At 72.5% G+C, this 12,569-nt stretch carries 7 protein-coding genes; 3 read left to right on the top strand and 4 right to left on the bottom strand.

Features of this window, described 5'->3' with window-relative positions; translation table 11 throughout:
• Positions 1-413: 413 nt before the first annotated feature.
• A complete protein-coding gene (locus ACIO9J_RS28335) occupies positions 414-962 on the bottom strand; it encodes a MarR family winged helix-turn-helix transcriptional regulator (RefSeq protein ID WP_402005371.1) in 549 nt (182 codons plus the stop codon).
• A gap of 110 nt (positions 963-1,072) precedes the next feature.
• Here ACIO9J_RS28335 and ACIO9J_RS28330 point away from each other — a divergent pair, with 110 nt between their 5' ends.
• Positions 1,073-2,350, top strand: a complete 1,278-nt coding sequence (locus tag ACIO9J_RS28330) for an MDR family MFS transporter (protein WP_402005368.1) — start codon at positions 1,073-1,075, stop codon at positions 2,348-2,350.
• Between the two features lie 55 nt (positions 2,351-2,405).
• Here ACIO9J_RS28330 and ACIO9J_RS28325 read toward each other — a convergent pair whose 3' ends face one another.
• The gene (locus ACIO9J_RS28325) at positions 2,406-4,079 is read right to left on the bottom strand and encodes a SpoIIE family protein phosphatase (RefSeq protein ID WP_402005365.1); all 1,674 of its coding nucleotides are present in this window, start codon (positions 4,077-4,079) and stop codon (positions 2,406-2,408) included.
• 166 nt (positions 4,080-4,245) lie between these two features.
• Complete coding sequence (locus ACIO9J_RS28320) at positions 4,246-5,640, bottom strand: NAD(P)/FAD-dependent oxidoreductase (protein WP_402005362.1); 1,395 nt, start codon at positions 5,638-5,640, stop codon at positions 4,246-4,248.
• A 373-nt stretch (positions 5,641-6,013) separates the two neighbouring features.
• Between ACIO9J_RS28320 and ACIO9J_RS28315 the strand changes: the two genes are divergently transcribed.
• A complete protein-coding gene (locus ACIO9J_RS28315; protein ID WP_402005359.1) occupies positions 6,014-6,790 on the top strand; it encodes a TetR/AcrR family transcriptional regulator in 777 nt (258 codons plus the stop codon).
• A 220-nt stretch (positions 6,791-7,010) separates the two neighbouring features.
• On the top strand, positions 7,011-9,047 hold the full coding sequence (locus tag ACIO9J_RS28310; RefSeq protein WP_402005356.1) for a sigma-70 family RNA polymerase sigma factor: 2,037 nt from the start codon (positions 7,011-7,013) through the stop codon (positions 9,045-9,047).
• A gap of 82 nt (positions 9,048-9,129) precedes the next feature.
• On the opposite strand, the gene ACIO9J_RS28305 is transcribed toward ACIO9J_RS28310, so the two are convergent.
• Entirely contained in the window at positions 9,130-12,510 is a 3,381-nt protein-coding gene (locus tag ACIO9J_RS28305; protein ID WP_402005353.1) for an AfsR/SARP family transcriptional regulator, read from the bottom strand.
• Positions 12,511-12,569: the final 59 nt, after the last annotated feature.

Here is a 12,569-nt window from a genome sequence, read left to right as displayed (position 1 = left end):
CTATCAGACTCTTTCGTGTCCGACTTCCTCGGTGCCTTTCCGGTTCCCGCTCCGGCCTTTCGGCTTTCGCGTTTCCCTTTCCGGCGAGTCCGACTCTATCAGATCCTTTCGGGCCCGATTCCCAGTCGAAGTGGGGTTGTCTTCCCGGCTGTTGGGCCGTTCCGGCGTCCAGAACTCTAGCGGGTTTTCCCGGCGACTCATAATCGGGTCTCGGAAATGAATTCGGGCATGCCGAATGCGTTCCGTTGGGAGGTTGTGCAGAGTTTGGTTTGCCGCTCGAAGGCGGCGGATGTGCTGTCGCAGAACCGTTACGGCTCTGTGGCAACCCGAAGAACCTTACGGATCGGGCGGGTGGCTGTCAACCTTCGCAGGTGGACGGATCCGTGGCCGGTGCCGGACCGGCCGCGGGCCCTTCAGTCCAGGTCGGTGAGGCGGCCGCCGGCGTCCGGCTGGGCGTGCTCCACCCGGCGCAGCAGCCGGGTCAGTACTTCTCCCAGGACACCGCGCTCCTCCGGGGACAGGTCCTGGAGGAGGTCCTCCTCGAAGACCGTGGCGAGGCGCATCGCCTCCAGCCACTTCTCGCGGCCCTCCGCCGTCAGCTCCACGATCACGCGGACGCGGTTGGTCTCGTCGCGGTCCCTGGTGACCAGCCCCTCCCCGACCATGCGGTCGATGCGGTGGGTCATGGCCGCCGGGGTGAGGCCGAGGCGCTTGGCCAGCTCGCCGGGTCCCATTTGGTACGGGGCGCCGGAGAGGACCAGGGCCTTGAGGACCTCCCACTCGGCGTTGCTGATGCCGAGGGTCGCGGTCTGGCGGCCGTAGGCGACGTTCATGCGGCGGTTCAGGCGGCCGAGGGCCGAGACGATCTCCTCGACCTGGGGGTCGAGGTCCTGGAACTCCCGCTGGTACGCGGCGATCTGCTCTTCAAGTGTCGGCTCACGTGGGCCGGGGGTGTCACCCATGGGCCGAGTATGGCACGCCCCCGCTTGGCGTTGAAGTCCTTCAGTGTGTATTGTTTAGATCCTAACTTTAGCTTCGAAGTCTTCACGTCTAACTCCTAAGGCAGGTGAAAGTGACCAGGGCGATGGGCGCGCAGATGCGCCGGATCCACGTGGGCAACGCATTGAGTGCGTTCGGTCTCGGCTTTACCGTCCCCTTCCTGTACGTCTACGTGGCGCAGGTCCGGGATCTTGGTGCGGTGACGGCGGGCCTGGTGCTCGCCGCCTTCGCGGTGGCCGCGGTGATCGTGCTGCCCTTCTCCGGTCGGACCATCGACCGGCGGGGGCCGCTGCCCGTACTGATCGCCGCGCTGTTCACCGCCGCCGTGGGTGCCATGAGCCTCGGGCTCTCCAGCAGCCCCGAGCTCGTCCTCGTCTCGGCCGGTCTGCTCGGCGCCGGTCAGGCCGTGATGCAGCCCGCGCTGGCCACGATGATCGTGGAGTGCTCCACCCCGGACACCCGTACGCGCGCCTTCGCCACCCAGTTCTTCCTCCAGAACCTGGGCCTCGGCGTCGGCGGCCTCATCGGCGGCCAGATCGTGAAGCACGAGCGGCCCGGCGACTTCACGCTGCTCTTCGCCATCGAGACGGTCATCTTCCTGGTCCTCATCGCCGTGATGCTGACCGGGCGCATGCCCCGTTCGGCGCGGATCGCCGATGCCACCCCGCAGGCGCGGGGCAGCCTGAAGGACGTCTTCCGCAACCGCGCCATGGTGCAGCTCTGCATCCTGGGCTTCGTGGTCTTCTTCGCCTGCTACGGCCAGTTCGAGTCGGGCCTGTCGGCGTACGGCGTGGAGGCCGCGGGCATCTCGCCCTCGACGCTCGGCATCGCCCTCGCCGCGAACACCGGCGCCATCGTGATCGCGCAGTTCGCGGTCCTGCGGTTCGTCGAGCGGCGCAAGCGCTCCCAGGTCATCGCGTCCGTGGGACTCATCTGGGCCGTGGCGTGGATCGCCGCCGGCTACGCGGGCATGGGGCACGGCAGCCAGGCCATGGCCACCGCCGCGTTCATCTCGACGTACGCCCTGTTCGGCCTCGGCGAGACGATGCTCGCGCCGACCGTCGCCCCGCTGGTCGCCGATCTCGCGCCGGAGTCCATGGTCGGGCGCTACAACTCGGCCTTCGCGCTGGTCAAGCAGCTGGCCCTGGCGGTGGGTCCGGCCGTGGGCGGGCCGATGGGTGCCACGCTGCACGCGCCGTACATCGTGACGTTCCTGCTGTTCTCGCTGGGCATCACCGTGCTCGCGCTGCGGCTCGGGCGCCGGCTCACGCCCGCGCAGAACCACCCGTACAAGGAGAGCAGCCGGGTCGTCGCGCAGGGCGCGCCCGAGCCGGTCACCACGGGCTCCTGAGCGGGCCGACCCCGAAAAGCACCCTCTCCGTAGGCCCCGGTTTCCGAACCGGGGCCTACGCGCGTGGGAGGGCGAATTCGCACCAGACCGCCTTGCCGCCGCCCGGCGTGCGGCGCGAGCCCCAGCTCGACGCGATCGTGGCGACGATGGCGATGCCGCGGCCCGCCTCGTCGGCCGGTTCGGCGCGGCGGCGGCGCGGCAGGTGGTCGTCGCCGTCGGTGACCTCGATGATCAGGCGGCGGTCGGTGCGGCGCAGGCGAAGGCGCATCGGCGGGGTGCCGTGCTGGAGGGAGTTGGCGACCAGCTCGCTGGCCGCCAGGACGCCGAGGTCGTGCAGCTCGGGCGAGAAGCGCCAGCTGGCGAGGACACCGGTGGCGAAGGCACGCGCGCGGGGCGCCGCTTCCACGCCGCCGAGCAGCTCCAGGGCCGCGTTGCGGAACAGCTCCGCGTCGGTGCCCTTGCGGGCCGGGTGCTGGAGGACCAGGACGGCCACGTCGTCGTCGTGGTCGGCCGTCACCCCGAGGGCGCGGATCAGCCGGTCGCACACCACCTGGGGGGTGCCGGTCGCGCCGGCGAGGGCGCGCTCCAGGGAGGCCACTCCCTCGTCGATGTCCTCGCTGCGCCGCTCCACCAGGCCGTCCGTGTAGAGGACGGCGGTCGAGCCGGGGCTGAGCGGCACGGAACCCGACGTGTGCATCCAGCCTCCGGTGCCGAGCGGCGGGCCGGTGGGCTCCTCGGCGCGGTGGATCACGCCGTTCTCGTCGCGTACGAGGATCGGCAGGTGCCCCGCGGACGCGTAGACGAGGCTTCCCTCGTTCGGGTCGTGCACCGCGTAGACACAGGTGGCGATCTGGCTAGCGTCGATCTCGGCGGCGAGGCCGTCCAGGAGCTGGAGGACCTCGTGCGGGGGCAGGTCGAGGCGGGCGTAGGCGCGCACGGCCGTGCGGAGCTGGCCCATGACGGCCGCCGCGCGCACGCCGCGGCCCATCACGTCGCCGATGACGAGGGCGGTGCGGCCGCCGCCGAGGGTGATCACGTCGTACCAGTCGCCGCCGACCGCGGCCTCGGTGCCGCCCGGCTGGTACGTGGCGGCGATGCGCAGGTCGTCGGGCTGCTCCAGCTCCTGGGGCAGCAGGGACTTCTGGAGGGTGACGGCCGTCTCGCGCTGGGCGCGCTCGCTGGTGCGCAGGCGCTCGGCGGCCTCGGCGTGGTCGGTGACGTCGGCGGCGAACACCAGGACGCCGCCGCCCTCTTCGGGGCCCGCGGCCGAGCCGCCGAGCGGCAGCGTCACGGGCGTGCAGGTGAAGGTGTACGAGCGGCCGCCTGGCGCCTTGCGGGACTTGACGGTGCGCGGCTTGGAGCTGCGCAGCACCTGGTCCAGGAGCGGCAGCAGGCCCAGTTCGTCGAGCTCGGGCAGCGCGGCGCGCGCGGGCTCGCCGACGGGGCGGGGGCCGAAGGCGGCGACGTACGCGTCGTTGACGTACGCGATGCGGTGGTCGGCGCCGTGCACGAGGGCGACGAGGGCCGGGATGTGGTCGAGGACCTCGCGTACGGGCAGTTCGTCGATCTCGCCGACGGGCAGCGGGCCCGGTCCGTGGCCGGGCCGCTCGGCGCGGGCGGCGGGGACGGAGCTCTCGCCCCGCGGTGCCGGGGAGGTCCCCTGTTCGGTCCGCGCTGCTGCGCGGCGCTGCGTTCCGGGGAGCCGGGCGCTCCAGCGCGTGAAGTTCACTGCGGTAGGCCTCGTGGTGTCGCTTCTGGATCGGAAACACAGCATGTCGAGGGGCGTACGGCCCCGGTGTCGGCCTGACGGCCCGCCCATGGTCACACGAACAGTCTGGCCGACCGGACTGACATCCGTCAGACGCCGGTCCTGTGCGGGCAGTTCCTGCCTCCGGTCAGGAGGACTCCTTCGGGCGCTTGCCCCCGGCCGCGAGTTCGAACTCCGCACGGGGGTGCTCGAGCGACCCCAGGGAGACGATCTCGCGTTTGAACAGGCCGGACAGGATCCATTCGGCGAGTACACGGGACTTGCGGTTGATGGTCGGCACTCTGCTCAAGTGGTAGACGCGGTGCATGAACCAGGCAGGGTAGCCCTTCAGCTTGCGTCCGTAGACGTGTGCGACGCCTTTGTGCAGTCCCAATGACGCCACGGAGCCGACGTATTTGTGCGTGTACTCCTGGAGGGGCTGCTCGCGCACGGCCGCGGTGATGTTGTCGCCGAGGGCCTTGGCCTGGCGTACCGCGTGCTGGGCGTTGGGCGCGCACTCCTTGCCGGGTTCGCCGGCGGTGACGTCGGGGACGGCGGCCGCGTCGCCCGCGCCCCACGCGTGCGTGGTGCCCTCGACGGTCAGCTGTGCGGTGCACTTGAGGCGGCCGCGTTCGTTCAGCGGCAGTCCGGACGCGGCGAGCACGGGGTGCGGTTTGACGCCCGCGGTCCAGACGACGGTCCTGGTGGGGAAGCGCGCGCCGTCGCTGAGCACCGCGACGCGGTCCTCGCACGAGTCAAGGCGGGTCTCCAGGCGTACGTCGATATTGCGCCGTCGCAGCTCGCGCACGGTGTACTTGCCCATCTCCGCGCCGACCTCGGGCAGGATCCGGTCCGACGCCTCGACGAGGATCCACTTCATGTCGTCGGCCTTGACGTTGTGGTAGTACCGCGCGGCGTAGCGCGCCATGTCCTCCAGCTCGCCGAGCGCCTCGACGCCCGCGTAGCCGCCGCCCACGAAGACGAAGGTCAGGGCCGCGTCGCGGACTCCGGGGTCGCGGGTCGACGAGGCGATGTCCATCTGCTCGATGACGTGGTTGCGCAGCCCGATGGCCTCTTCGACGGTCTTGAAACCGATGGCGTACTCGGCGAGTCCCGGCACCGGCAGGGTGCGGGCGATGGAGCCGGGCGCCATGACGATCTCGTCGTAGGTCATGTCGACGGGGCCCGCGCCCTCCTCCTCGGTGGCGAGCGTGGTGAAGGTCGCGGTGCGCTTGGCGTGGTCGACCGAGCGGACCTCGCCGATGACGATGCGGCACTTGTCGAGGACACGGCGCAGCGGGACGACGACGTGGCGCGGCGAGATGGATCCCGCGGCCGCCTCGGGCAGGAACGGCTGATAGGTCATGTACGGATCGGGCGTGATCATGACGATCTCGACCTCACCCCGCTTGAGCTCCGGCTTCAGCTTCCGCTGGAGGCGCAGCGCGGTGTACATGCCGACGTAGCCGCCGCCGACGACGAGAACGCGCACAGGGTCCGGGGATGCGGGGGTCGTCCCCCGGGAGATCGCAGCCTTCACCATCCCATGACGCACCCGGCTCCCGAGTTTGTCCACAGGCCCGGCAATTTGTGTGACCGGAGGCGGCGCGCGGCGGGCGGTCGCCTGCCCGCCGAGGCTCGTGAAAGGTATGCAGGTCAGCGGGTGGGGAGGGGGTACCGGGGTGGGGTGCGATACGGCCTGAAAAGGTGCGTACTCCGATCGGGGGGCGCCCCGTGCGGAACCCGCCTCTTCTGAATTGACTCTGGCTCAACTATGTTCGTGTGACGTCGGGGTGTCGGGGGATGCGCTCGTCGGGCCGAGAATCCAGGCTCGCGGAAGGGCTCGCTCCTCACACTCCGGTTGCCAATGGCGGGGAGTGTCTCCGGGGGGAGACGTCATTACCGGGGGAACGTGTATGCACATTCAGGAGACCCACTGGACTTCCGCTGCCGCATCGGCATCAGCCGTCGGCCCGAGCGGGAACGGACGTGACATGGGGGAAGGAGCGCGCACGACGCCACTGCGTGTCGACGCACAGCGCAATCTCGAACATGTACTTCGGGCGGCACGCGAGGTCTTCGGCGAGCTGGGTTACGGCGCGCCGATGGAAGACGTCGCGCGTCGCGCGCGGGTCGGCGTCGGCACGGTGTACCGACGCTTCCCGAGCAAGGACGTGCTGGTCCGGCGCATAGCCGAGGAGGAGACCTCCCGGCTGACGGACCAGGCGCGTGCGGCGCTCGGGCAGGAGGACGAGCCGTGGTCGGCGCTCTCGCGCTTCCTGCGGACGTCCGTGGCATCGGGTGCGGGCCGGCTGCTGCCGCCGCAGGTGCTGCGGGTGGGCGTCGAGGAGGGCGCCCCGCAGGAGGACGAGGCGCGGGTGCCGCAGCAGCGGCAGTCGGTCACGGACTCTCCCGAGCTGCGTCTGATCGAACAGCGCCAGGCGCCCGTCGAGGAGTCGACGGTCGCGCTCGCGGGTGACGACGCGGGGGCGGCGACGCTGCTCGACGTCGTCGGAAGGCTCGTGGACCGGGCCCGTGCCGCGGGTGAGCTGCGTCCGGACGTGACGGTGTCGGACGTGCTCCTCGTGATAGCGACGGCGGCGCCCTCGCTGCCGGACGCGGCGCAGCAGGCGGCGGCCTCTTCGCGGCTGCTCGACATCCTGCTCGAAGGGCTGCGTTCGCGGCCCGTGTAGCCGGATCGGTTCGCCTGGGCACCCATTCCATCCGGTGGAGGCTCAACTCCGGTGACAGAAGCGGTTGTTGAGCCTTCCCCGAATGGGTGAACGGTAGTGCTCGAATACGGGAAGTCGCCCCGGACGGGTGGTTGCCCGTCATCGCTGTCGGCCTGAGCGCGGCCGTGTGGCACTCTTTCCCGGTGGTCGGGTCTGAGTGTGCAACCGGGGGCGTTCCGCGATGAGTGTTGACGGTCGGGACGAGCCGTCCGCAGGTTTCGGCGAGGAGGCCCCCGCCGCGAGCGGAGGCACGGAGACCGGCGGGCTGCCCTCCCGGCAGGTGCCGAGCCAGGGCGGTCCCGGCGGCGGCACCGCGCATCCGGCCGGTGCCGGTGCCCCCGCGGACGTCACGGACCCGATGACCGGTGCCACGGAACCGACGTCCGGTGCCACCGACCCGGCGTCCGACGCCGGGGACCCGCTGTCCGGTGCCGATCCCAGCGTGCCCTCGCAGCGTGCGGGCGGCGCGGGCGCGATGCCGCCCGGGGCTGGTGAAACGCCTCTTCCCGACGCCGATCTGATCGCCGGCATGCGCGCGGGCGACGACTCCGCGTACGAGGAGCTGTACCGCAGGCACGCCGAGGCCGTCCGCCGGTACGCCCGCACCTGCTGCCGTGACGCGCACACCGCCGACGACCTCACCGCCGAAGTGTTCGCCCGCATGTTGCAGGCGGTGCGCGGCGGCAGCGGTCCCGAGCACGCCGTGCGCGCCTATCTGCTGACCACGGTCAGGCGGGTGGCGGCAGGGTGGACCAAGTCGGCCAAGCGCGAGCAACTCGTCGACGACTTCGCGGTGTTCGCCGCCCAGGCGGCCCGTGGCGCCGAGGTCTCCGACGACGACACGCTCGACCTGGGCGCGGACGTCCGCGCGATGCACGAGGCCGAGCAGTCCATGGCCATGCAGGCCTTCCGGAGCCTGCCGGAGCGCTGGCAGGCCGTGCTGTGGCACACGGAGATCGAGGACGAGTCGCCCAGCGAGGTCGCCACGCTCTTCGGCCTGGACGCGAACGGCACGCGGGTGCTCGCGAGCCGTGCCCGCGAGGGCCTCAAGCAGGCCTACCTCCAGGCGCACGTGAGCGCCACGCTGACCGAGAGCGAGGAGTGCGCGCGCTACGCGGACCGGCTCGGCGCCTACGCCCGCGGCGGCCTGCGTACCCGGGCCGAGCGCGGGCTGCGCAAGCACCTGGAGGAGTGCGCCAAGTGCCGCCTCGCGGCGGGCCAGATCAAGGAAGTCGCCAACGGCATCCCGGGGGTCGTGCCGATCGCGGTCATCGGCTGGTTCGGCGCCGCCGGGTACGCGAAGGTGGCCGCGCTCATCGGCGGCGGCACGGTGGGGGCCGGTGCCGCGGGAGCCGCGGGAGCGGCCGCCGCGGGCGGCTCGTCGTCCGGAGGTGCCGCGAGCGGTGGTGCCGCCGCCTCCGAGGGGCTCGGTGCCCCGGCGAAGGCGGGCATCGCGGCGAGTGTCGTGGTGGCGGCCGGGGTCGCCGCGGCGATCGCCCTGACCGGCGGTGGCGGCAAGCCCAAGGCGGACCCGCCGCCGAAGGCCAAGGAGCCCGCGGTCTCCGAGTCGATCGTGCCGCAGAAGCCGCCGCCCCCGAAGCCGAAGCCCAAGCCGACCCCGCCGCCGCCCGCGCCCAAGCCGACCCCGAAGCCCACCCCCACGCCGAAGCCGAAGCCTCCCGCGAAGGAGAAGCCCAAGCCGAAGCCGCCGCCCCCGCCGAAGCCGAAGCCCACCCCGACCCCGCCGCCGAAGCCCACCCCTTCGCCGACCCCGCCGCCCGCGCCGAAGATCTACCAGTGGAACGAGCTGCAGTACGGCGCGATGGGCGACGGCACCAAGCCCGAGATGCGGATCGGCGAGAGCAGCTGGGTGTGGCAGCGCTGGGGTCTTTCGATCGCGGACAAGAACTACGGGCACGGGGTGACCGTGCACGGGGAGTCCTCCGTCACGATCGACCTGAACCGCAGCTGCTCGACGTACGACGCGGTCGTCGGTGTCGACGACATGACGATGGGCCTGGGCGAGGTGCGCTTCTCCGTGTACGCGGACGGGGCGCGGCTGTGGCAGTCGCCGCTGGTCAAGGGCGGCGACCCCGCGCTGCCCGTGCAGGTGAACCTGACCGGGCGCAAGACGGTCAGGCTCGTCGTCGAGCCGCACACGCCGTTCTCCTCGGTGGCGCTCGCGGACTGGGCGCAGTCCCGGCTGCGCTGCACCTGACCCGCTGCTCGCGGGGTCGTCGTCCGCGGGGCCCGTGTCAGCCCGGCCGGTCCCTGCCGGGCCGCTGTCCGCCGGACCGGTGTCAGCCCGCGGCCGCGAGCAGTTCCGCGCGGACGTCCTCGGTGGTGAGCTCGGCGCCCGCGGTGGCCTGCGTCTCGTACCGCCCGGGGCCGAGCGTGGCGCGGGCCGCCGTCTCGATCTCCTTCGCGTCGGAAGCGACCTTGGCGGGGCGGCGGTAGCCGGCCCGCAGCCGGGTGGCGACGGCCAGCACGCGGGCGGCGCGCGCGTGGTCGTCGAGCTCGCTCAGGAGTCGGGCCGCGGTGTCCACCAGGGACGCCACGATCACCTCGGAGCACTGCGCTTCCACGGCCTCCCGCAGGGCGTCCGCCAGGATCGGCAGGCCCGCTTCGGGGCCTTCGCTCAGGGCGACCACCTGGGCTTCGAGGCCACTGATGCCCGCGGCGAACTGTGGCGGCGGGGTGCCGAGCGCGGACTCGCGGCGCGCTTCGTCGCAGAGCTCGCGGGCGAGCGTGGGGTCGCCCTCGTCGAGCGCCATCATCGCCCGCAGCAGCCGCACGAAGGCGCGGGAGTCCGCCACCCCGTAGCGATCGGCCTCGGCGGTCGCCTCGTCGAGCATCTTCGACGCCATGGCGGAGCTGCCCTCGTTGTAGGTGAGTTCGGCGAGCCGGGCCATCAGGAAGGACGTCTCCGCATAGGCACCCACTTCGTAGGCGAGCCGCAGGGCCTCCTCGAAGGCGACGCGGGCCTCCTCGTAGTGGCTGCGGGCCATCGCGGCCTCGCCCGTCGCGCTGCTGACCTGCGCGCGCAGCCAGCGGTCGCCGGCCCGGCGGCTCAGCGACCTGAGCTCTTCGAGGTCCTCGTCGACGCCCAGGAGGTTGCCCGGGGTGTCGACCGCCATGTGCGTACGGAACATCAGGACGACGCTGAGCTCCCAGTCCCCGCCGTACCGACGGCAGTTGGTGATCGAACGGCTCAGGGCCGGGCGCGCGTCCTTGGGCAGGCCGCCGGTGAAGAAGATGGTGAACGGCCAGATCAGACCGGGGAACCGGGCGGACTCGGGCCCCTCCCTGTCGAAGGCGCGGCGCACCTGTCGCACGTACTCCAGCCGCTCCTCGCCCTCCACGAGGAGCGAGCCCGACGTCCTGGACTCCTCCACCAGGAAGAGGTGCAGGAGCCGCGCCTCCATCCACGGCCAGTAGAGCGGATCGCCCTCGGGCAGGGCGGTGACCCGCGGGGCGAGGCGCAGGATGCGGTCCAGCCAGTCGGAGCCCTCCCTGCGGTAGTTGCGCAGCCACCAGAACCAGGCGGTGTTCAGGGCCACCTGGATCGCCTCGCCCGCGGCCCCGGCGTCCAGGGCGCGCTGGAGGGCCGCCCGGATGTTGTCGAGCTCGGTCTCCAGGCGCTGGATCCACGGCAGTTGGGCCGCGGAGCGGAGCAGGGCCTCGGCGCGGGCGACGAGCCCGCCGAAGTACGCGCGGTGGCGGGCCTGCGCGGCGGCGAGCAGCTCGGGGGCCTCGGCTGCGCGCTCGCTCGCGTACTCGTGGATGGTCTCCAGCATGCGGTACCGCATGCCGCCGTCCTCGGCCTCGTCGCCGGGGGTCGCGACGATCAGGGACTTGTCGACGAGCGCGCCGATCAGGTCGGTGGCCGGGCCCGTGCAGACCTCTTCGGCGGCCTCCAGGTCCCAGCCGCCGGCGAAGACGGACACCTCGCGCAGCACCGTGCGCTCGGCCTCGCCGAGCAGGTCCCAGGACCAGTCGACGACGGCGCGCAGGGTCTGCTGGCGGGGCAGCACCGTGCGGCTGCCGCTGGTGAGGAGGCGGAAGCGGTCGTCGAGGCGGTCGGCGATCTGGCGCGGGGTGAGCAACCGCAGCCGGGCGGCGGCCAGTTCGATGGCCAGCGGCAGACCGTCCAGACGGCGGCAGATCTCGGCGACGGCCTCGGCGTCCTGCGCGAGGTCGAATCCGGGCCGCACCGCGGCGGCCCGCTCGGTGAACAGCCGGTGCGCGGGGTCGGGCGGGAGCGGCTCGACGGGGCGCACGGACTCGCCCGGCACGCCCAGGGGTTCGCGGCTGGTGGCCACGACGGTGAGATCCGGGCAGCGGGTGAGCAGGGTCTCGGCGAGCTCGGCGGCGGCGTCGATCACATGTTCACAGTTGTCAAGGATCAGGAGCAGGCTGCGCGGGGCGCAGTACTCGACGAGCAGGGCGACCGGGTCGTCCTGCGGGGCGGTCAGTTCGCTGGTCATCAGCACGGTCTCGCGCAGACCGAGCGCGCTGACGACAGCGCCGGGCACCGCCTCGGGGTGGTCGAGCGGGGCGAGCTCGACCATCCAGGCCTTCGGATGCCCGGCGGCGGCTTCCTCGGCGAGGCGGGTCTTGCCGGAGCCGCCCGGTCCGGTGAGGGTGACGAGGCGGGCCCTGTGCATGTCCGAACGGATGGCGTCGAGTTCGGGTTCCCGGCCGACGAAGGACGTCAAGCGGGTGCGGATGTTCCCGTTCCACGCGGGCCGTTCGGGGCGCTCGGAACGCTCGGAGCGCTCGGAACGCCTGGGCTCGCGCGACGGCTCCGATGACTCCGATGACTCGGACAGTGGCGTGAGTTGTGACGACTGGGTCGGCTGGGACGACTGCGACGACTGCGACGACTGGGCCGGCTGGGCCGGCTGGGTCCGCTGCGACGACTCCGCCTGCCGAGACCGCCCAACACCCTCCCCCTCCGGAAACCGCAGCAACTCACCGTGCAGCACCCGCAGTTCAGGACCAGGATCCGCGCCGAGCCCGTCCGCGAGCGTGCGGCGGACGTCCTCGTAGGCGGCGAGCGCGTCGGCGCCGCGGCCCGCGTCGCGCAGGGCGCGGATCAGGAGGGCGTGCAGCGGCTCGTCGTACGGATGGACGGTGGTGAGCTCGCGCAGCTCCGGTACGACGTCGGGGGCGTGCCCGAGCAGCAGGTCCGCCTCGATCCGCGCGCGGACGGCTTCCGCGCGCCGGGCCTCGGGCCGGGTGGCCGCGGAGCGGTCGGGCAGATCGGCGAGCGCGGGGCCCCGCCACAGGGCGAGGCCCTCGCGCAGGATGCGGGCGGCGGGCTCGGGCTCCCCGCGGTCGAGCACGGCCCTGCCCTCGCGCGCGAGGCGCTCGAAACGGTGCAGGTCGACGGCGTCGGGCGGGACGGCGAGCCGGTAGCCACCCGGGTCCGACGCGACGGCGTCCCTGCCGAGGGCCCGGCGCAACCTGCCGACCAGGGCCTGGAGAGCGGCGGGGGCGTCGGCCGGCGGGTCGTCCGCGTCGGCCCAGACCTCGTCGATGAGCGCGTCCACGGCGGTCGTCCGGCCGGCCCGCAGCGCGAGGGCGGCCAGCAGGGCGCGCAACCGCGGCCCGCCCACCGACAGGGGCGTTCCGTGTTCGTCGTACGCCTCGGTGGCGCCCAGGATTCCGTACCGCACCGGCCCATTCTCCCTGGCGCGGCGCCGAAGGGCGCGGGGTTTCGGTTCGACCGGGTGGC

Origin of the sequence: Streptomyces sp. NPDC087300 (genome assembly GCF_044744425.1) — a bacterium.
GTDB lineage: Bacteria > Actinomycetota > Actinomycetes > Streptomycetales > Streptomycetaceae > Streptomyces.
This window is presented reverse-complemented; position numbering and strand designations above follow the sequence as displayed.